The 20,594-nt window shown below is 70.7% G+C and carries 18 protein-coding genes and 1 riboswitch; of the genes, 11 read left to right on the plus strand and 7 right to left on the minus strand.

Features of this window, described 5'->3' with window-relative positions:
* Nucleotides 1-42: 42 nt before the first annotated feature.
* Together RM812_RS36230 and RM812_RS36235 are read right to left on the minus strand one after the other, a co-directional pair.
* Nucleotides 43-1,530, minus strand: coding sequence for a hypothetical protein (locus RM812_RS36230; protein ID WP_311583292.1), 1,488 nt, complete (start codon nt 1,528-1,530; stop codon nt 43-45).
* 92 nt (nt 1,531-1,622) lie between these two features.
* Nucleotides 1,623-1,841 (minus strand): hypothetical protein, encoded by a 219-nt coding sequence (locus RM812_RS36235; protein WP_311583295.1) that lies wholly within the window; start codon nt 1,839-1,841, stop codon nt 1,623-1,625.
* Nucleotides 1,842-1,974: 133 nt separating this feature from the next.
* Between RM812_RS36235 and RM812_RS36240 the strand changes: the two genes are divergently transcribed.
* On the plus strand, nt 1,975-2,949 hold the full coding sequence (locus tag RM812_RS36240) for a carbohydrate kinase family protein (RefSeq protein ID WP_311583299.1): 975 nt from the start codon (nt 1,975-1,977) through the stop codon (nt 2,947-2,949).
* A gap of 42 nt (nt 2,950-2,991) precedes the next feature.
* On the opposite strand, the gene RM812_RS36245 is transcribed toward RM812_RS36240, so the two are convergent.
* The gene (locus RM812_RS36245; RefSeq protein WP_311583302.1) at nt 2,992-4,374 is read right to left on the minus strand and encodes a cysteine desulfurase/sulfurtransferase TusA family protein; all 1,383 of its coding nucleotides are present in this window, start codon (nt 4,372-4,374) and stop codon (nt 2,992-2,994) included.
* A 323-nt stretch (nt 4,375-4,697) separates the two neighbouring features.
* Here RM812_RS36245 and ctaC point away from each other — a divergent pair, with 323 nt between their 5' ends.
* From ctaC to RM812_RS36265, 4 genes are all read left to right on the plus strand, one after another.
* On the plus strand, nt 4,698-5,657 hold the full coding sequence (gene ctaC / locus RM812_RS36250; RefSeq protein ID WP_311583305.1) for an aa3-type cytochrome oxidase subunit II: 960 nt from the start codon (nt 4,698-4,700) through the stop codon (nt 5,655-5,657).
* The gene (gene ctaD, locus RM812_RS36255; RefSeq protein ID WP_311583308.1) at nt 5,654-7,390 is read left to right on the plus strand and encodes an aa3-type cytochrome oxidase subunit I; all 1,737 of its coding nucleotides are present in this window, start codon (nt 5,654-5,656) and stop codon (nt 7,388-7,390) included. The genes ctaC and ctaD overlap by 4 nt, the downstream gene beginning before the upstream one ends.
* Nucleotides 7,387-7,785 (plus strand): cytochrome c oxidase subunit 4, encoded by a 399-nt coding sequence (locus RM812_RS36260; RefSeq protein ID WP_311583311.1) that lies wholly within the window; start codon nt 7,387-7,389, stop codon nt 7,783-7,785. The genes ctaD and RM812_RS36260 overlap by 4 nt, the downstream gene beginning before the upstream one ends.
* Before the next feature lie 129 nt (nt 7,786-7,914).
* Nucleotides 7,915-9,189 carry a L,D-transpeptidase gene (locus RM812_RS36265; RefSeq protein WP_311583314.1) on the plus strand — a complete coding sequence of 425 codons (1,275 nt, stop codon included), beginning with the start codon at nt 7,915-7,917 and terminating at the stop codon, nt 9,187-9,189.
* 232 nt (nt 9,190-9,421) lie between these two features.
* On the opposite strand, the gene RM812_RS36270 is transcribed toward RM812_RS36265, so the two are convergent.
* Entirely contained in the window at nt 9,422-9,823 is a 402-nt protein-coding gene (locus tag RM812_RS36270; protein ID WP_311583317.1) for a response regulator, read from the minus strand.
* A 209-nt stretch (nt 9,824-10,032) separates the two neighbouring features.
* Here RM812_RS36270 and ctaE point away from each other — a divergent pair, with 209 nt between their 5' ends.
* The 6 genes from ctaE (at nt 10,033) to RM812_RS36300 (ending at nt 17,214) form a co-directional block, all read left to right on the plus strand.
* A complete protein-coding gene (gene ctaE, locus RM812_RS36275) occupies nt 10,033-10,653 on the plus strand; it encodes an aa3-type cytochrome oxidase subunit III (RefSeq protein WP_029393865.1) in 621 nt (206 codons plus the stop codon).
* Between the two features lie 65 nt (nt 10,654-10,718).
* Nucleotides 10,719-11,528, plus strand: coding sequence for a cytochrome bc1 complex diheme cytochrome c subunit (gene qcrC, locus RM812_RS36280; protein ID WP_311583334.1), 810 nt, complete (start codon nt 10,719-10,721; stop codon nt 11,526-11,528).
* The gene (qcrA, locus tag RM812_RS36285; protein WP_311583337.1) at nt 11,525-12,583 is read left to right on the plus strand and encodes a cytochrome bc1 complex Rieske iron-sulfur subunit; all 1,059 of its coding nucleotides are present in this window, start codon (nt 11,525-11,527) and stop codon (nt 12,581-12,583) included. The genes qcrC and qcrA overlap by 4 nt, the downstream gene beginning before the upstream one ends.
* Nucleotides 12,580-14,217, plus strand: coding sequence for a cytochrome bc1 complex cytochrome b subunit (qcrB, locus tag RM812_RS36290; protein ID WP_311583340.1), 1,638 nt, complete (start codon nt 12,580-12,582; stop codon nt 14,215-14,217). Before qcrA ends, qcrB begins: the two co-directional genes overlap by 4 nt.
* A gap of 129 nt (nt 14,218-14,346) precedes the next feature.
* Nucleotides 14,347-15,411: an anthranilate phosphoribosyltransferase gene (trpD, locus tag RM812_RS36295; RefSeq protein ID WP_311583344.1), complete on the plus strand. Its 1,065-nt coding sequence runs from the start codon at nt 14,347-14,349 to the stop codon at nt 15,409-15,411.
* A gap of 80 nt (nt 15,412-15,491) precedes the next feature.
* A riboswitch (SAM riboswitch) is annotated at nt 15,492-15,608 on the plus strand.
* 196 nt (nt 15,609-15,804) lie between these two features.
* Nucleotides 15,805-17,214 (plus strand): aminotransferase class V-fold PLP-dependent enzyme, encoded by a 1,410-nt coding sequence (locus RM812_RS36300; protein WP_311583347.1) that lies wholly within the window; start codon nt 15,805-15,807, stop codon nt 17,212-17,214.
* Here the strand turns inward: RM812_RS36300 and RM812_RS36305 are convergent.
* From RM812_RS36305 to RM812_RS36315, 3 genes are read right to left on the minus strand one after another with little or no spacing between them, the layout of a single operon-like run.
* Nucleotides 17,127-18,434, minus strand: a complete 1,308-nt coding sequence (locus tag RM812_RS36305) for a glycerate kinase (protein ID WP_311583350.1) — start codon at nt 18,432-18,434, stop codon at nt 17,127-17,129. The genes RM812_RS36300 and RM812_RS36305 overlap by 88 nt on opposite strands.
* Before the next feature lie 11 nt (nt 18,435-18,445).
* Nucleotides 18,446-19,861 carry an SLC13 family permease gene (locus RM812_RS36310; protein WP_311583353.1) on the minus strand — a complete coding sequence of 472 codons (1,416 nt, stop codon included), beginning with the start codon at nt 19,859-19,861 and terminating at the stop codon, nt 18,446-18,448.
* A 57-nt stretch (nt 19,862-19,918) separates the two neighbouring features.
* The gene (locus RM812_RS36315; RefSeq protein ID WP_311583355.1) at nt 19,919-20,584 is read right to left on the minus strand and encodes a response regulator transcription factor; all 666 of its coding nucleotides are present in this window, start codon (nt 20,582-20,584) and stop codon (nt 19,919-19,921) included.
* Nucleotides 20,585-20,594: the final 10 nt, after the last annotated feature.

Consider the following 20,594-nt stretch of genomic DNA (forward strand, 5'->3'; position numbering starts at 1 on the left):
GCCGCCCTTCCCGCTCCCGCGGTGCCACCGGCCCCGGGACGGCTACGGCAGCCGCGCGCCCGGCTTGTGCGCCGGGACGTCCTCGCCGTCCGAGCCCACGACCGTCCGGCCGCCGAGCGGCTCGTCCAGGTGCACCGTCCGCTCGAACTCCTTGGCGATCAGGATGCAGACCCTGTCCGGATGCGGGGTCTCGGTCACCGTGACGGTCACCTCCTGCGCGCCCTCCTTCGCCGTCGCGGCGTAGTCGGAGCACAGCCCGCCGGTGAAGTGCACGGTCAGCTCGCTGCCCTCGGCCGTGTAGCCGCTCACCCGGACGTCCCGCGGCTCGGCCGGCGCCGGGGTCCGATCGCCGGACGGGGACGGTGAGACGGAGGGCGGGGCGGCCAGGTACTTCGGGTCGACCGCCGGATGGGTGACCGTGAAGGCGTCCTCCGTGCCCGGCGCCCGCACCTCGAACAGCCAGGACGGCACCAGCGTCTGCCGGCCCCCCACGGAGTGGGCGGCCAGCCCGAACACCGCCTCCTCGACCGTGATCGTCTGCTTCTCCGGCTTCTCCGGCTTTTTCGGTGTCCCCGCCGCAGGCGCGCAGGGCGTGTCCGCGCCGTCCTCCAGCGGTACGGGGCTCGCGCAGCCCCCGATGCCCGCGCCGGGGCCGGAACCCGGCGCGTTCAGCAGCGCCAGCGTCCGCCGCGCGTCCAGGACGGGATACGTGTCCCCCCGGAGCGGAGCCTTCACCTGTCCGCTGCCGCCGACCACCTCGCCGGTGGCGCCGACGACGACCCCCGTCGTCCAGCCGTACGTGGGCAGCCCGCCGACCTCGGGTGCGGCGTTCACGGCGCGCCGGGCGCCCATGACCTGGCTCGCGTCCAGTTTGGCGTCGTCCTGCCCCACCGCCTTCAGCACCGGCGCCGCCGCCTTCTTCGCGGCCGCCTCGCTCACCGGCGTCCCGTCGGCGGACGGGGCCCCGCACGCGGGGCCCTTCCTGCAGTTGTCGGTGCCGGGCGCGTAGCGGTGGAACGTCCAGGTGCCCGGCGCCCGCCGGTTCACCGTGAGCAGCGGACCGGAACCGTCCTCGGCGTTGCCCGCCCTCCAGGTGGTCCCCTGCGCCACCGGTGCCCCGTCCACGCCGAGGGCCTTCGCCAGCCGGGCCACCTCGTCCTCGGTGACCTGGCCCTCGGCCCGGTACACGGGCGCCGACGCGGGGCCCTCGGGGAGCGGGCCGTCGGCGCGGTAGGTGACGCCGTACGGGTCGGGCTCGCCGGGCGCGATGCCGTTCGTGCCGCCCTGCGAGGGTGCCCCGTAGCCGTCGAGGGCGAGCGGCGGGGGAGTGTCGTCGCCCGACGCGCCGGACGACGTACCACCGTCCGAGCCGCCGGAGGCGGACGTGGCCAGATACGCCCCGCCGGTCCCGACCAGCAGCACGGCGGCGGCGACGGAGGCGACGACGAGCGCCGGAGGACGCCGCCGCGCGGGACGCCCGTGGCCGGTCTCGGCGGCGGCGTCGTCGTTGTCGGGTCGCTCGGTGTTCACCGCATCGCTCCTTCGGCTGTGACTGGGGACAGCGATGGGACGCGGTGGGGCGGGATCCGGTTCCCGGCGGCCGCACGGGTCGCCCGGACGGCTCAGTCGCCGTAGTCCGACATCGCGTCCAGCAACCGGGCCGACGTCCGCGGCACCCGCACGCCGTGGATGAGCGACAGCGGGACGGGACGGCCCGAGGCACGCGCCGGAGCCGCCCAGCGCGGGGCCATCCGGGCGCAGTCACCGCGCAGCGTCGCCAGGTCGCCGTCCAGCTCGGCCGGGGCGGGGTCGGTGGTCCTCGGCTTCGTCGGCTTCGTCATAACAGAACCGTAGGCACGGCCCGGACCGCGAAGAAAGTTGTACTACCGGGTAGTTTTGCCTGCTTCGCGCCAGGGGCACTCCCGGGTAGCGTGGACTGTCAACCCGCCTCCCCCTCAGGAGAGAGTCCACGCCGTGCGCATCGCAGTCACCGGCTCCATCGCCACCGACCACCTCATGACCTTCCCCGGCCGTTTCTCCGACCAGCTCGTCGCGGACCAGCTGCACACGGTCTCGCTCTCCTTCCTGGTCGACCAGCTCGACGTACGCCGGGGCGGCGTCGCCGCGAACATCGCCTTCGGCATGGGCCAGCTCGGCACCCGGCCGATCCTGGTCGGCGCGGCCGGCTCGGACTTCGACGAGTACCGGGCCTGGCTGGACCGGCACGGCGTCGACACCGGCTCGGTGCGCATCTCCGAGACCCTGCACACCGCCCGCTTCGTCTGCACGACCGACGCCGACCACAACCAGATCGGCTCCTTCTACACGGGCGCGATGAGCGAGGCCCGCCTCATCGAGCTGAAGACCGTCGCCGACCGCGTGGGCGGCCTCGACCTGGTCTCCATCGGCGCCGACGACCCGGAGGCGATGCTGCGCCACACCGAGGAGTGCCGCACCCGGTCCATCCCCTTCGCCGCCGACTTCTCCCAGCAGATCGCCCGGATGAACGGCGACGAGATCCGGATACTGCTGGACGGGGCGACCTACCTCTTCTCCAACGAGTACGAGAAGGGGCTCATCGAGACCAAGACCGGCTGGAGCGACGAGGAGATCCTCGGCCGCGTCGGCCACCGCGTCACCACCCTCGGCGCGCGGGGCGTGCGCATCGAGCGGGCCGTCGAGGCGACCATCGAGGTCGGCGTCCCCGACGAGGAGCGCAAGGCCGACCCCACGGGGGTCGGCGACGCGTTCCGCGCGGGGTTCCTGTCGGGACTGGCGTGGGGCGTGTCCCTGGAGCGGGCCGCGCAGGTCGGGTGCATGCTGGCGACGCTGGTCATCGAGACGGTGGGCACCCAGGAGTACCAGTTGCGGCGGGTGCACTTCATGGAGCGGTTCACCAAGGCGTACGGGGACGAGGCCGCCGCGGAGGTCCAGGCGCACCTGGGCTGACCCGCGCCGGGTGACCCCCGGGCGACCGCTGGTCCGGCGGTGTCAGCCCACCCGGCGGACCACGTAGGCCGTTCCCCGGTCCGCCGGTTCCTCGCCCACGTACTCCTGGCCCCGCATCTCGCACCACGCGGGGATGTCCAGCCGGGCCGCCGCGTCGTCGGACAGGACGCGGACCGTGCCCCCGACGGGCACGTCGCCGATGACCTTGGCCAGTTCGATCACCGGGATGGGGCAGCGGCGGCCCAGCGCGTCCACGACGAGCTCGCCGCCGCCCTCCCGGGCGGTCCCCGTGGCCACCGGCGCCCCCAGTCTCTCCCGCACCGCGGCCACCGTGCCCGGCAGCACCTCAAGGAACCGCTCGACGTCCTCGGGCGCGGTCCCCGGCGGCAGCGAGACCCGGACGTTGCCCTCGCTGAGCACGCCCATCGCCCTCAGGACGTGGCTCGGTGTCAGGGTGCTGCTGGTGCAGGACGAACCGGAGGAGACCGAGAAACCCGCGCGGTCCAGCTCGTGCAGCAAGGTCTCCCCGTCGACATAGAGACACGAGAAGGTGACCACGCCGGGCAGCCGGCGCACCGGGTCGCCGACCACCTCCACGTCCGGCACCAGCGCGGGCACCCGGGTCCGGATCCGCTCGGTCAGCTCGCGCAGCCGGGCCGCCTCCTCGGCCGCCTCGGCCCGCACCGCCCGCAGCGACGCCGCCGCCGCCACGATCGCCGGGAGGTTCTCGAAGCCCGGCATCCGGCCCGACTCCCGTTCGTCCCCGGGGCCTTGCGACGCGAACCGCACGCCCTTGCGGACCACGAGCAGTCCGACCCCCGACGGCCCGCCCCACTTGTGCGCGCTCGCCGCGAGCAGTGACCAGTCGCCCGCCACCCTGCCCCAGCCCAGCGACTGGGCCGCGTCCACCAGCAGCGGCACCCCCGCCGCCCGGCAGGCCTCGGCCACGGCCGCCACCGGCTGCTCGGTGCCCACCTCGTGGTTGGCGGACTGCAGGCAGGCGAGCGCGGTGTCCTCGCGCAGCGCCGCCGCGTACGCCACCGGGTCCACCGTCCCCGTCCGGTCCACGGGCACCTGGGTGAGCGTCCCGCCGTCACCCTCGTGTGCTTCGGCGGCGTGCAGAACGGAGGAGTGTTCGACGGCTGACACGATCAGGTGACGCCCGACGCGGCGCCGCCCGGCCAGCGCCCCCGCGACCCCCGAATGCACCGCCCGCGTCCCCGAAGGGGTGAACACCAGCTCGTCCGCCCGGCACCCCACGGCCTCGGCCGCCGCCTCCCGCGCCGCGTCGAGCAACAGCCGCGCCCGACGCCCTTCCCGGTACAGCCGCGCGGGATCGGCCCACCCCTCGTCCAGGGAGGCCAACAGCGCCTGACGGGCGACCGGATGAAGAGGAGCGGCGGAAGCGGCATCGAAGTAGGGCACACGGCAACGCTATGACGTCCGGCCGGGAAGCGCCGCCGAGGGGCGCCGGGCTGTGCCGATGTGCGGCTCCGCCGCGCGGGGGCGACCGGCCACGACGGACCGTCAGCCGCCAAACGACCCCCGGTCCGGCCTCCGTAGGCGCCTGATCCCACCCTTCGGAGTGACCGGCGGCGCGTATGCCACCCTCCCCGCGACCCCCCGGAGGGCGTCGGCTAGGGTTTGGTCCGCATAAACATCAAACCCCTGCCCGACGCAGGGCGGCGACCGACCAGCGAGAAGGCCGCAGCCGAACAGCGCGGGCGAGACTCTCGGGAAGGCGCTACGTGAGTCCCAACGGCTCCGACCGCTCGCCGCGGCGCCCGATGCGGCGGAAGCTGCTGCAGGCACTGACCGCGGGCCTGGTCCTGGCGACCGCCACCGGTTGCACATACGAGGACTTCCCCCGCCTCGGCATGCCCACCCCAACCACGGAAGAGGCTCCGCGGATCCTCTCCCTGTGGCAGGGATCGTGGGCTGCCGCGCTGGCCACCGGCGTGCTGGTGTGGGGCCTGATCCTGTGGAGTTGCTTCTTCCACCGGCGCAGCCGCACCAAGGTCGAGGTCCCTCCGCAGACCAGGTACAACCTGCCCATCGAGGCGCTGTACACCATGGTTCCGCTCGTCATCGTCTCGGTGCTGTTCTACTTCACCGCCCGTGACGAGTCCGAGCTCCTGAGCCTCAAGAAGAATCCCGACGTCACGGTCAACGTGGTCGGCTTCCAGTGGAGCTGGTGCTTCAACTACGTCGAGGACGTCGCCGGTTCCACCGGGGACGCCAAGACCTCCGAGGAACTGTCCGCGATCCCGGACCGGTTCAAGAAGGAGTTCCCGGCGAACGCCGGCGGCACCTACGACTGCGGCACTCCGGGTACGCGGAACCCGCAGACCAACAACCCGGGCCCGACCCTCTGGCTCCCCAAGGGCAAGACGGTCCGCTTCGTCCTGACCTCGCGTGACGTCATCCACTCCTTCTGGGTGGTGCCGTTCCTGATGAAGCAGGACGTCATTCCGGGCCACACCAACGCCTTCGAGGTGACCCCCAACAAGGAGGGCACGTTCCTGGGCAAGTGCGCCGAGCTGTGCGGCGTCGACCACTCCCGGATGCTGTTCAACGTGAAGGTCGTCTCCCCGGAGCGCTACGAGCAGCACCTCCAGGACCTCGTGAAGAAGGGGCAGACCGGTTACGTTCCCGCGGGCATCGCGCAGACGAGCCACGAGAAGAACCGGGAGACGAACAACCTGTGAGCATCCTCAACGAACCCCAGGGTGCCTCGGCAGCAGAGGACTCGTACGAGAACGAGCTGCCGGTACGGCGCAAGCAGCCCGGCAACGTCGTGATCAAGTGGTTGACGACCACGGACCACAAGACGATCGGCACGCTCTATCTGGTGACGTCGTTCGCGTTCTTCTGCATCGGCGGCGTGATGGCGCTCATCATGCGCGCCGAGCTGGCCCGGCCGGGTCTGCAGATCATGTCGAACGAGCAGTTCAACCAGGCGTTCACGATGCACGGCACGATCATGCTGCTGATGTTCGCGACGCCGCTGTTCTCCGGCTTCGCGAACTGGATCATGCCGCTGCAGATCGGCGCCCCGGACGTGGCCTTCCCACGGCTGAACATGTTCGCCTACTGGCTGTACCTGTTCGGCTCGCTCATCGCGGTGGGCGGCTTCCTGACCCCGCAGGGCGCGGCCGACTTCGGCTGGTTCGCCTACTCGCCGCTGTCCGACGCGGTGCACTCGCCGGGCATCGGCGGTGACCTGTGGATCATGGGTCTGGCCTTCTCCGGCTTCGGCACCATCCTCGGCTCGGTCAACTTCATCACCACGATCATCTGCATGCGCGCGCCCGGCATGACCATGTTCCGCATGCCGATCTTCACCTGGAACGTGCTGCTGACCGGTGTGCTGGTCCTGCTGGCCTTCCCCGTCCTGGCCGCGGCCCTGTTCGCGCTGGAGGCGGACCGCAAGTTCGGCGCGCACGTCTTCGACTCGGCCAACGGCGGGGCGTTGCTGTGGCAACACCTGTTCTGGTTCTTCGGGCATCCAGAGGTGTACATCATCGCGTTGCCGTTCTTCGGCATCGTCAGTGAGATCATCCCGGTCTTCTCCCGCAAGCCGATCTTCGGTTACATGGGCCTGATCGCCGCGACGATCGCGATCGCGGGTCTGTCGGTGACGGTGTGGGCGCACCACATGTACGTCACGGGCGGCGTGCTGTTGCCGTTCTTCTCCTTCATGACCTTCCTGATCGCGGTCCCGACCGGTGTGAAGTTCTTCAACTGGATCGGCACCATGTGGAAGGGCTCGTTGTCCTTCGAGACACCGATGCTGTGGTCGGCCGGCTTCCTGATCACCTTCCTCTTCGGTGGTCTGACCGGTGTCATCCTGGCCTCGCCGCCGCTGGACTTCCACGTCTCGGACTCGTACTTCGTGGTGGCGCACTTCCACTACGTGGTGTTCGGCACGGTGGTGTTCGCGATGTTCGCCGGCTTCCACTTCTGGTGGCCGAAGTTCACCGGCAAGATGCTCGACGAGCGCCTGGGCAAGATCACCTTCTGGACGCTGTTCATCGGCTTCCACGGCACGTTCCTGGTCCAGCACTGGCTGGGTGCCGAGGGCATGCCGCGCCGGTACGCCGACTACCTGGACGCCGACGGCTTCACCGCGCTGAACACGATCTCGACGATCAGCTCGTTCCTGCTCGGCATGTCGATCCTGCCGTTCTTCTACAACATCTGGAAGACGGCCAAGTACGGCAAGCCGGTCGGCGTGGACGACCCGTGGGGCTACGGCCGCTCGCTCGAGTGGGCGACCTCCTGCCCGCCGCCGCGGCACAACTTCCTCACGCTGCCCCGCATCCGCAGTGAATCCCCCGCCTTCGACCTGCACCACCCGGAGATCTCCGCGCTCGATCAGCTCGAGAACGTCGGTCACGGGGAGAAGGCTCTCGCTGGCGGCAAGGAGGCCGGCAAGTGAAGATCCAGGGCAAGCTCTTCATCTGGCTGAGCGTCTTCATCCTGGCCGTCGCGATCGTCTACGGCTACTGGTCGAAGGAGCCGGCCGGCACCACGGCCCTCTTCCTGGCCTTCGGCCTGGCCATCATGATCGGCTTCTACCTGGCCTTCACGGCCAGGCGGGTCGACGCCGGTGCCCAGGACAACAAGGAAGCGGACGTCGCGGACGACGCCGGAGAGGTCGGGTTCTTCAGCCCGCACAGCTGGCAGCCCCTGGCGCTCGGCGTCGGTGGCGCCCTCGCCTTCCTGGGCGTGGCGGTCGGCTGGTGGGTCATGTACTTCTCGGCACCGGTGATCCTCATCGGCCTGTTCGGCTGGGTCTTCGAGTACTACCGCGGTGAGAACCGCACCCAGTAGCACCACTGAGCGCCCAAGGGCCCGGACACTCCCCCAGGAGTGTCCGGGCCCTTGCGTTCGCCGCACCATCCTTCACTCGTCCGGGTTACCCGCCGTGCCGCCATTGACGCCGCTCCTTAGCGTGAGGCCATGAACGACACGGTTCACTTCCAGGCGCGGGGGCGTACGGTCGTCGGCTGCACCCTGCTGGTGATCGCCCTCGGCGCGAGCGTCACCGCCTGCATCGGCGACGACAACCCGCTGTCGGCCGCGCCGTACGACGCGGCCGGCCAGATCTCCTTCAACGGTCCCACGGACGTCGGAAAGAAGGCCGACCCCAACGAGCCCCTGGAGGTCGTCGCCGAGGGCGCCGACGGGCGCATCACGGACGTCACGGCCATGGACGCGACGGGCCGCTACGTGGCGGGCGAACTCTCCGCCGACGGCGCCCGCTGGCACAGCACCTCCCCGCTGGCCGCCAACGCCCGTTACACCGTGCGGGTCAGCACCGAGAACGGCGACGGCGCGCCCGGCCGCAAGGTCCTCACCCTCGAGACCGGCAAACCCAGCGCGAAGAAGACCCTGAACGTCGTCTTCGGGCCCGAGGCGGGCGCGTACGGCGTCGGTCAGCCCATCACCGCGGAACTGAGCCAGCCGGTCCGGGACAGGGCCGAGCGGGCCGTGGTGGAACGCGCCCTGAAGGTGGACTCCACGCCCGCGGTCGAGGGCGCCTGGTACTGGGTGGACGACAAGAAACTCCACTACCGGCCCAGGGAGTACTGGCCCGCCCACGCCACCGTCCAGGTCCGCAGCGCCCTCGACGGCATCAAGATCGGCGAACGGATGTGGGGCGGCACCGCCAAGCCCCTGAAGATCACCACCAACGACCGCGTCGTGGCCGTCACCGACGCCGCCGCGCACACGCTCACGGTCTACCGGGACGGCAAGGAGATCAGGAAGATCCCCGTCACCACCGGCAAACCAGGCTTCGAGACCCGCAACGGCGTCAAGGTCGTCCTGGGCAAGGAACCCTTCGTACGCATGCGCAGCAGCACCGTGGGTATCGCCGAGGGCTCCTCGGAGTCCTACGACCTGCCCGTGTACTTCGCCACCCGGGTCACCTGGAGCGGCGAGTACGTGCACGCCGCCCCCTGGTCCGTCGGCTCCCAGGGCTCCGCCAACGTCAGTCACGGCTGTGTCGGCATGAGCAACGCCAACGCGAAGTGGTTCTTCGGCGAGTTCCAGGAGGGCGACCTCGTCGAGGTCGTCAACTCCGGCGGCAAGACGATGGAATCCTTCGGCAACGGCTTCGGCGACTGGAACCTGGACTGGACCAAGTGGCGCACCGGCAGTGCCCTTACGGGTGGCACCGGGAGCGCCTCGACCAGTCAGGAGGCGGCACGGCTACGGCCGACGGCGGTGTGAGCGCCCCGAAGGGGGGCGCGGGGTCCGCCCCCGCCCCTCAGGCGCCCCAAGAGGCCCCGAGGGCCTGTCTGACGATTCCCGCCTGCCTCGCGACGCCACGCACGCACTCTCGCCGCACCGGGCGCAGAGCCGAGTACATCCCGTACGAGGCTCTGCGCCCGGCACGCCGAGAGCACGCACCTGACGCCGCGAGGCCGCCCTCCGGGCGACGACGGGAATGGTCAGACAGGCCCTAGACGCCCTGCAGCCTCTTCTGCCGCAGCAGCGCGGCCAGCGCGCCCGCGAACTCGACCGGCTCCACCGGAAGCGCCACAGCCGCCTCCGCACGGCTCCACGTGGCCAGCCACGCGTCCTGCGGCCGTGCGATCAGCAGCAGCACCGGCGGGCAGCGGAAGACCTCGTCCTTGATCTGCCGGCACATTCCCATGCCGCCCATGGGCACGGCCTCGCCGTCCAGCACGCAGACGTCGATCCCGCCCTTGTCCAGCTCCTTGAGCACGGCGGCCGGGGTGGCGCACTCCACGAACTCGACCACGGGCACGTCCGGAGCGGGCCGGCGACCGGTCGCCAGCCGCACCTGCTCGCGGGTGTTGGAGTCGTCGCTGTAGACCAGCACCGTGGCGGTCGTCTGCATGCTTCCTCCGATGACGCGGTGAAGACCGATGAAGCCCGATGAGACTGTCGTAGCCCGTTGCGCCGGATGCTACTCCCTCGAACTGCCCGTCAACACTGGTTCGGACACGGCTTCGACGGGCTGTTCGATGGGCCATACGGGCAGTACAGACGGTGCGGACACTCCGAACGGCACCCCCCGGGGTGAGGGCGGGATAAGCGACCGACATAATGTCGGTCGTGGCGACAGCAACGACAGTAGAAACCGGGCACGCGCACCCGTCGGTCAACCGGCCGAACCTCACCAGCGTCGGAACCATCATCTGGTTGAGTTCCGAGCTGATGTTCTTCGCGGCCCTCTTCGCGATGTACTTCACCCTGCGATCGGTGACCGGCCCGGACTTCTGGTCCGAGAAGGCCGACGCGCTGAACTTCCCGTTCTCCGCGACGAACACCACGATCCTGGTGCTCTCCTCCCTCACCTGTCAGCTCGGCGTGTTCGCGGCCGAGCGCGGTGACGTGAAGAAGCTCCGGATGTGGTTCATCGTCACCTTCGTGATGGGTGCGATCTTCATCGGCGGTCAGGTGTTCGAGTACACCGAGCTGGTCAAGCACGAGGGCCTCTCGCTCTCGTCGGACCCGTACGGCTCGGTGTTCTACCTGACCACCGGCTTCCACGGACTGCACGTGACGGGCGGGCTGATCGCCTTCCTGCTGGTCCTCGGCCGCACCTACGCGGCCCGGAGGTTCACCCACGAGCAGGCGACCGCCGCCATCGTCGTGTCCTACTACTGGCACTTCGTCGATGTCGTCTGGATCGGCCTCTTCGCCACGATCTACATGATCAAGTAGTCGCGGCACGCACCCGCGCAATACCAGAAGCATCGACGCAGAAGATCCTGACACCGGGGTAATCCGTGAAAAAGCTCTCCGCACGACGACGCCACCCGCTGGCGGCGCTCGTCGTCCTACTCCTCGCGCTGGCATGCACAGGGGGGCTGTACGCCGCGTTCGCACCCGCGAGCAAGGCGCAGGCCGATGAAACCGCCCAGTCCCTCGCCATCGACGAGGGCAAGAAGCTCTACGCCGTCGGCTGTGCCAGCTGCCACGGCACCGGCGGTCAGGGCACCACCGACGGTCCGAGCCTGGTCGGCGTGGGCGCCGCGGCCGTCGACTTCCAGGTGGGCACCGGCCGTATGCCGGCCCAGCAGCCGGGCGCGCAGGTCCCGCGCAAGAAGGTCATCTACTCCCAGGCGGAGATCGACCAGCTGGCGGCCTACATCGCCTCGCTGGGTGCCGGTCCGGCCGTCCCGTCGGAGGAGAAGTACGGCCCCGAGGGCGCGGACGTCGCCAAGGGCGGTGAGCTGTTCCGCACCAACTGCGCGCAGTGCCACAACTTCACCGGCAAGGGCGGCGCGCTGACGCACGGCAAGTTCGCGCCCACCCTCGAGGACGTCGACCCGAAGCACATCTACGAGGCCATGCAGACCGGCCCGCAGAACATGCCCTCCTTCCCCGACACCACCCTGTCGGAGCAGAACAAGAAGGACATCATCGCCTACCTGGACGCGGTCAACGGCGACGAGACCGTGGAACCCGGCGGCCTCAACCTCGGCGGCCTGGGTCCGGTCAGTGAGGGTCTGTTCGCGTGGGTCTTCGGACTGGGCGCGCTGATCGCCGTCGCCGTCTGGGTCGCCGCTCGGACCGCAAAGGCCAAGAAGTCATGAGTAGCCAAGACATTCCAGAAGAGAACCTGCCCGTAGCGCAGGACACCCCGCACGGCTCGGTGAAGGTCGCGGACGAGCAGAACCCGTTCGCCGACCCGGGCCTGCCGCCCCACGAGCACCGCGTCCAGGACGACGACGAGCGGGCCGCCAAGCGGTCCGAGCGCACGGTCGCCCTGCTGTTCACGGTGTCGATGCTGGCCACCATCGGCTTCATCGCCGCGTTCGTGACGATCCCGGTCGACAAGTCGGTCTACATCTTCCCGCTGGGTCACATCAGCGGGCTGAACTTCGCGCTCGGCATGACGCTCGGTGTCGCGCTGTTCGCCATCGGCGCGGGCGCGGTCCACTGGGCCCGCACCCTGATGTCCGACGAGGAGATCGCCGACGAGCGTCACCCGATCGAGGCGCCTCCCGAGGTCCGTGCCAAGGTCCACGCGGACTTCAAGCAGGGTGCCAAGGAGTCCGTGATCGGGCGCCGGAAGCTGATCCGCAACACGATGCTGGGCGCGCTCACCCTGGTGCCGCTCTCCGGCGTCGTCCTGCTGCGCGACCTCGGCCCGCTGCCGGGGACCAAGCTCCGCCACACCCTGTGGTCCAAGGGCAAGCTGCTCGTCAACATGAACACCCACGAACCGCTGCGTCCCTCGGACGTCGCCGTGGGCTCGCTCACCTTCGCCATGCCCGAGGGCCTGGAGGAGCACGACGAGGAGTTCCAGAACGAGATCGCCAAGGCGGCCCTGATGATCATCCGGCTGGAGCCGGAGGCCATCAAGGACAAGCGCGAGCTCGAGTGGTCGCACGAGGGCATCGTGGCGTACTCGAAGATCTGCACCCATGTCGGTTGCCCGATCTCCCTGTACGAGCAGCAGACGCACCACGCGCTCTGCCCCTGCCACCAGTCCACCTTCGACCTTGCCGACGGTGCCCGGGTGATCTTCGGTCCCGCCGGTCACGCCCTGCCGCAGCTGCGCATCGGCGTGAACGACGAGGGCTACCTCGAAGCGCTCGGCGACTTCGAAGAGCCCGTCGGTCCTGCTTTCTGGGAGCGCGGATGAGCACTACAGCCAATGAAGCCCCCCGCTCTCGCGGGAAGGCACCGGCCGGCGAGCGCGTCGCCGACTGGGCCGACGGCCGGCTGGGGATCTACTCCCTGGCCAAGGCCAACATGCGCAAGATCTTCCCCGACCACTGGTCGTTCATGTTGGGTGAGGTCTGCCTCTACAGCTTCATCATCATCATCCTCACGGGTGTGTACCTGACGCTGTTCTTCCACCCGTCGATGAACGAGGTCACGTACCACGGTTCGTACGTGCCGCTGCAGGGCCAGCTGATGAGCGAGGCGTACGCCTCGACGCTGGACATCAGCTTCGACGTCCGCGGTGGTCTGCTCATCCGGCAGATCCACCACTGGGCGGCGCTGGTCTTCCTCGCCGGCATGTTCGTGCACATGATGCGCGTCTTCTTCACCGGCGCGTTCCGCAAGCCGCGTGAGATCAACTGGCTGTTCGGCTTCCTGCTGTTCGTCCTCGGCATGTTCACCGGCTTCACCGGTTACTCGCTCCCGGACGACCTGCTCTCGGGCACCGGTATCCGCTTCATGGAGGGCGCGATCCTGTCCGTGCCGATCATCGGCACGTACATCTCGTTCTTCCTCTTCGGCGGGGAGTTCCCCGGCCACGACTTCGTGGCCCGGTTCTACTCGATCCACATCCTGCTGCTGCCGGGCATCATGCTCGGCCTGGTGGTCGGCCACCTGATCCTGGTCTTCTACCACAAGCACACGCAGTTCGCGGGTCCCGGCAAGACCAACAAGAACGTCGTCGGCATGCCGCTGCTGCCGGTGTACATGGCGAAGGCCGGAGGCTTCTTCTTCCTGGTCTTCGGTGTGATCGCCGCGGTCTCGGCCATCGCCACGATCAACCCGATCTGGTCCATCGGCCCCTACCGTCCGGACCAGGTGTCCACGGGCGCCCAGCCCGACTGGTACATGGGCTTCTCCGAGGGCCTGATCCGCGTCATGCCCGGCTGGGAGATCAACTTCTGGGGTCACACGCTCGTCCTGGGTGTGCTCGTCCCGCTGATCATCTTCCCGCTGGTCCTGGTGGCGATCGGCGTCTACCCGTTCATCGAGTCGTGGATCACCGGCGACAAGCGCGAGCACCACATCCTGGACCGCCCGCGCAACGCCCCGACCCGTACGGCCTTCGGTGTCGCCTGGCTGACCGTCTACTTCGTGCTGCTGATCGGTGGCGGCAACGACCTGTGGGCCACGCACTTCCACCTGTCGATCAACGCGATCACCTGGTTCGTCCGCATCGCGTTCTTCGTCGGCCCGGTCCTCGCGTTCATCGCCACCAAGCGCATCTGCCTCGGCCTCCAGCGCCGGGACAGGGACAAGGTGCTGCACGGCCGCGAGGCGGGCATCATCAAGCGCCTGCCGCACGGTGAGTTCATCGAGGTGCACGAGCCGCTCAGCCAGGAGCAGCTGTACACCCTCACGGCGCACGAGCAGTACAAGCCGGCCGAGATCGGCCCGACGGTCGACGAGAACGGTGTCGAGCGCAAGCCGAAGGGCACGGAGAAGCTGCGCGCCAAGCTCAGCAAGGCGTACTACGGCGAGGAGTCGCAGATTCCGAAGCCGACTGTCGAGGAGTACAAGGAGATCACGAGCGGCCACGGCCACCACTGACCCTCCAGCGTCGCCACACCACGGTCGAAGGGCCCCGTCCGGTCTGCGGACGGGGCCCTTCGCCGTGCCCGGGGCTGGATAGGGTGGGGGTGCATACCTTTCCGTGATTCACACTTTCAGGAGCGGCTCATGAGCGCTGTGACCCCCGCTGGAGGCGACACCGCGGCGGGCCGCTCCTGGCCCGCCCTGCTGAACGGACTGCTGGACGGCCGCGACCTGTCCGCGGACGACACCGCCTGGGCGCTGGACGTGATCATGCGCGGCGAGGCGACCGACGCGCAGATCGCCGGGTTCGCGGTGGCGCTGCGCTCCAAGGGGGAGACCGTCGAGGAGATCTCCGGTCTCGTCCGCACCATGTACGCCCACGCCAACGTGATCGAGGTGCCGGGCGAGACGGTCGACATCGTCGGCACCGGCGGCGACGGCGCCAAGACGGTCAACATCTCCACCATGTCGGCGATCGTCGTGGCCGGCACGGGCGCGAGGGTCGTCAAGCACGGCAACCGGGCCGCCTCCTCCGCGTCCGGTGCCTCCGACGTGCTGGAGAAGCTCGGGGTCAACCTGGAGCTGACGCCGAAGCGGGTGGCCCAGGTCGCTGAGGAGGCCGGCATCACCTTCTGCTTCGCCGTGAAGTTCCACCCGGCACTGCGGCACGTGGCGGCGGCACGCGGCCAGCTGGGCATCCGCACGGTGTTCAACTTCCTGGGTCCGCTGACCAACCCCGCCCGGGTGAAGGCCCAGGCGATCGGGGTCGCGCACGCCCGGATGGCGCCGATCATCGCCGGTGTCTTCGCCGAGCGCGGCCACTCGTCCCTGGTGTTCCGGGGCGACGACGGCCTCGACGAGCTGACCACGACGGCCACGTCCCGAGTCTGGGTCGTGCGGGACGGCAAGGTCACCGAGGAGGCCTTCGACCCGCGGGACGTCGGCCTCGAACTGGTGCCGGTCCAGGCGCTGCGCGGAGCCGACGCCTCCTACAACGCCGATGTCGCCCGCCGTCTGCTGGCCGGCGAGCGGGGCCCCGTACGGGACGCGGTGCTGCTGAACTCGGCGGCGGCCCTGGTGGCCCTGGAGCCCGGCGACGGGCCGCTGACCGAGCGGATCCGGGCCGGCATGGACCGGGCGGCCGAGGCCATCGACTCGGGCGCGGCCAGGCGGAGCCTGGAGCGCTGGATCGCGGCGAGCAACGCGTAACCGTCCGTCGGTGTGACGCCCGTCCCGCGATCCGGACTCGGGTTGCGGGACGACGATCACTTCACGTACGTTCCTTGGCAGGTCATGAGCGACAGTCATTCGGCCCCGGCCGACTGTCCGGCAACCCTCCGTCCGTGGCGGGGTGCCCCGGGTGAAGACCAGGCGGTGGACAGCAAGGTCCACGGCAAGCGCGGACCCCTCGCGAAACCAGGGGTCCTGGGTCGTTCGAGGGAGTCTCCCGTGAATCAGCGAATGCGATAGGGCCGCAGAGCCCCGCCTCCGCATCCCCCTTTCACCGTCTCCACCGCGTTCACCGCGTTCTTGACGTATCTCCCGGGCTGGAGCCGTCGCGGTTCGCGTGGTGACACCACCTGCCTTCACGGGAGTGCACCCATGTCCGTCTCCACCCTTGCCGTCGACCAGTCCGTTTGTGCCCCTCTGCCCGTTCTGGGCCGGGATGTCACCGTCCCGCTCGTCACCGGCGGGGAGGTCACCTACGCCGCGCTCGACTACGCCGCCAGCGCACCCGCGCTCCAGCGGGTCTGGGACGACGTGGCGGCCTATGCCCCGTACTACGGCAGCGTGCACCGTGGCGCCGGGTACCTGTCGCAGCTGTCGACCGACCTGTTCGAGAACGCGCGGAACACCGTCGCCGACTTCCTCGACTGCCGGGACGGGGACCAGGTGGTGTTCACCCGGTCCACCACCGACTCCCTGAACCTGCTCGCCGCCGCGCTGCCCGCCGACTGCCGGGTCTTCGTCTTCGAGACGGAGCACCACGCCTCGCTGCTGCCCTGGCGGGACGCGGACGTGACCTGCCTCGACGCCCCGCGCAGCCCCGCCGAGGCCGTCGAGACCCTGGAGCGCGCCCTCGCCGCCCGCGAGCCGTACGGGCCCGCCCTGGTGTGCGTCACCGGTGCCTCCAACGTCACCGGCGAGCTGTGGCCGGTGCGCGAACTGGCCGCCGCGGCGCACGCGCACGGCGCCCGGATCGTGCTGGACGCCGCCCAGCTCGCCCCGCACCACCCCGTTTCCGTGACCGGCCTGGACGTGGACTGGGTCGCCTTCTCCGGGCACAAGCTGTACGCCCCCTTCGGCTCCGGCGTGCTGGCCGGGCGTGCCGACTGGCTGCGCGAGGCGGAGCCGTACCTCGCGGGCGGCGGCGCCAGCCGCAGGGTCAGCCGGCGCACCGACGGGGGTGTGGACGTGGAGTGGCACGAGAGCGCCGCGCGGCACGAGGCCGGGTCGCCCAACGTCATCGGCGCCTACGCCATCGCCTCCGCCTGCAAGGCGCTCACCGAGGCCGGGTTCGACACGCTGGTCGCCCGCGAGGAGTACCTGGTCCGCAAGGTCCGGGAGGGGCTCGCCGAGGTGCCGGAGGTCCGGGTCCTGTCCCTCTTCGGCGACGACGCCCCCCGCGTCGGCGTGCTCTCCTTCGTCGTCGAGGGCTGGAACAGCTCCCACTTCGCCGCGGCGCTCTCCGCCGAGTACGGCATCGGCGTGCGCGACGGCCTGTTCTGCGCCCACCCGCTGGTGCGCACCCTGCTCGGCAGTGACCCGCAGGCGCAGGGCGAGTGCGGCGCCCCCGAGGCGGCGCCGGGCGAGAAGTCCCTCAACGCCATCCGCGTGAGCTTCGGCGCGGGCACCCCGGACGAGCACGTCGAGCGCTTCGTGACCGCGGTCAGGGAGCTGGTGAACGACGGCGCCCGGTGGAACTACCGCACCCAGGACGGCCGTTGCGTGCCCGACACCACCCCCGCCGACACCACCTCCGCCGACACCACCTCCGCCGACGACGCCTGAGCCGCCCGCGCCGCCCGGCCCGGCAGCCGCGACCCGAGCAGGATCATCCGCAGCGCCCGCTCCGTGGCGTCCGTGAGCAGCTCGGCGGCGCGCACCAGGGCGTCCGCCAGGGCCATCGGGGCCGGCATGATGCCGTGAAAGGCGTCCACCCCCGGCACCTGGTGCGCGCCCTCGCCGAGCGTGCCGGCCAGGGCGAGGACGGGACGCCCGGAGAGCTTGGCGCGGCGGGCCACCTCGGCCGGGACCTTGCCGCGCGGCGTCTGGTGGTCCAGGGCGCCCTCGGCGGTGATCACCAGGTCGGCACGGGCGAGCCGGGCGTCCAGGTCGAGATGGTCCAGCAGGACGTCGAAGCGGGGCAGCAGCCGGGCGCCGACGGCGGCCAGCCCCGCGCCCAGACCGCCCGAGGCACCGGTGCCGGGGCCGTGGCGCAGGTCGATGCCGGCGAGGGCCGCGCCGCGGGTGGGGGCCGTGCCGCGGCTGGGGCGCCCGGCGCCGGTGGGGTTCACGTCGCGGGTGAGGACGTCCGCCCAGTTCTCCAGCCCCGCGGACAACTCCTCGACCTGCGTGGGCGTCGCCCCCTTCTGCGGGCCGAACACCCGGGCCACGCCCCGCTCGCCGCACAGTACGTTGTACGGGTTGCACGCGACGAGCAGCTCCGTGTCCTTCAGCCGGGCATCCAGACCGGCCGGGTCGACGCGGGCCAGGCGGACCAGCTCCCGCCCGCCGTAAGGGAGTTCGAAGCCGTCGGCGTCCAGCAGCCGGGCCCCGAGCGCCTGGAGCGCGCCCGCGCCCCCGTCGGACGTGCCCGAGTCGCCGCAGCCGACCAGGATGCGCCGCACCCCGGTGTCGAGCGCGGCGCGGATCAGTTCGCCGACGCCGTACGTCGTCGTCGCACCGGGATCGCGCAGGGCGCGGGGGACCAGCGACAGTCCCGCCACGGCCGCCATCTCCACCACCGCCGTGTCCCCGGCGCCGAGCAGCGCGAAATGGGTGCCGACGGGTTCGCCGACCGGGCCGGTGGCGGCCAGTGCGACCAGCCGCCCCCCGGTCGCGGAGGCCAGCGCCACGGCCGTGCCCTCGCCGCCGTCCACCAGCGGGATCAGGTCGATCCCGGCGGCCGGCAGGACCCGGCGGACACCCGCCGCGATGGCGTCGGCGGCGGCCTGGGCGGACAGGGACTCCTTGAAGCCGCTGGGGGCTACGACAACACGGTTCAGCATGGAGGACTCCTTCAACGGGTCACGGGCACGCCGAGCAGCGGCCAGACGGCGGCGGCGAAGAACAGCACGAGCGCGGCGGTCAGCGGGGCCAGGACGGCGGACAGCCGCAGCAGGTCCCGCGGGGTGTAGGTGGGGACGTCGGGTATTTCCGCGAAGAGCGTGACCGGCTTGGCGGAGGCCGGGAGCGTGTGGCAGAAGCCGGCGGCGGCGGTGGACGCGAGCGCGGCGGTGACCGGATTGACCCCGGAGCCCACGGCCGCCGCGATCACCAGCGGGACCAGGACGGAGGAGCGTGCCGAGCGGGACTGGAGGACCAGGTGGGCCGCCGTGCTGACCGCGACCACGGCCCCGAGGAAGAGGGCCGGCGCGACGTGCGCGGGCAGCCCCGACACCAGCCACTTCGCCGCGCCGGAGTCGGCGAGCGCGACGCCCATCGCCATGGTCGCCGCCATGAACAGCAGCAGCGACCAGGGAACGGTCTTGAGCGCGTCCTTGAGTCGTACGGTGCCCAGAGCGGGGGAGGAGGCGACGACCGCGCCGATCAGCGCCACCACCGCGGGTGAGACGTGGTGCAGCGGTTCGCCGCACCACAGGGCCACCACCGTGGCCAGCAGCAGCGCGCAGCGCTTCTCCGCCTGCGTCCAGGGGCCGGTGACCGGGCTCTCGCTGTGCCGCTGTATCTCCGCGGCGGTGATGCGGACCGGGCCCTCGCGGTCCGCGCGCCGAGTGGTCGTCAGCAGCACGGCCTCGGCGGCCAGATGGGAGGAGGCCACTGCCAGCGGCAGTCCGAGCAGCAGCCACTGGGTGAAGCCGATCCGCTCCCCGGTCGCCTCCCACAGCACCGACACCGTGATCAGGTGCGCGCCCGCTCCGATCAGGGTCGCCACCGCCGACAGCAGGATCACGGTCGGGAACAGCAGCGCCAGCATCACGACCAGTCGCTTCCGGTCGGCGAGCGCCTTGGCGAGCGCCAGGAACACCGGCAGCGCGAGCGCCGCCCGGCCCGACGTGGCCGGCACCGCGAACGCGGTGACGACCAGCGCGGCCGTCGTCAGGTGGATCAACTGCCGTACCGTGTGCGCCCCGCCGACCAGGAAGGCCGCCGCCCGCCCGGCGAGCCCGGTCCGGGCCACCGCCGCCGCCAGCACGAAGGCGCAGATCAGCAGCCACACGGTGGCGTCCCCGAGGGTGCTGAAGAGGGTGTCGCTGCTGATGACACCGGTCACGGTCAACGCGAGACCGGCGCCCAGCGCGATGTACGTGTCGTCGATCGGCGTGCCGATCCAGGCACAGGTGGCCAGCGCGAACACGGCGAGGGTCAGGCGCGCGTCGCCGCCCAGGGCGGGGAAGCCGGCGGGGACCGCCAGCAGCGCGCACAGGGACAGCGCCACGCACAGGGCCGCCGCGAGGCGGAGGTTCAACGTCACGTCATCGAGGGTTCTCCCCGGCGGTGAGCCCTCAATGAGCGGCACATGAAGGAAACTTCACCAGGTCGGCAGCCGGTACCCCATCCCGCGCACGGTCTCGACCTGCTGCGCCCCGAGCTTCTTGCGCAGCGCCCGCACGTACACGTCCACGATGTTGGAACCGGGGTCGAAGTCGTAGCCCCACACATGGGACAGGATCTGCTCCCGGGACAGGACCTGCCCCGGATGCCGCAGGAACAGCTCCAGCAGCACGAACTCCCGGGCCGTCAGGTCGACGGTGCGCTCTCCCGAACGGGCCCGGCGGGTGCGCAGGTCCAGGCTGAGCGAACCCGACTTCAGCACGGTCACCTCCGGCGCCCGGGCCGCCGTACGCAGCCTGAGCCGCACCCGGGCGAGCAGTTCCTCGAAGCGGAACGGTTTGGTCATCCAGTCGTCGGCGCCGCCCTCCAGTCCGGCCACCGTGTCGCGTACGGAGTCCCGGGCGGTGAGCACGATCACCGGGGTCGTCACCCGGGCCTCGCGCAGCTCGCGCAGCACGGTGAAGCCGTCCCGGCCGGGCAGCCCGATGTCCAGGACGATCAGATCGAAGCCGCCGGTGAGGGCGTAGGCGTAGGCGGTGTCGCCGTCGGTGACGGCGGTGGTGGTGAAGCCGTTGGCGCGCAGGCCCTTCTCGACGAAGGAGGCGATGCGCTCCTCGTCCTCGACGATGAGGATGCGGTTCATTGACGAGCCT

The sequence above is a fragment of the Streptomyces lancefieldiae genome (genome assembly GCF_031845825.1).
Classification (GTDB): Bacteria; Actinomycetota; Actinomycetes; order Streptomycetales; family Streptomycetaceae; genus Streptomyces; species Streptomyces lancefieldiae.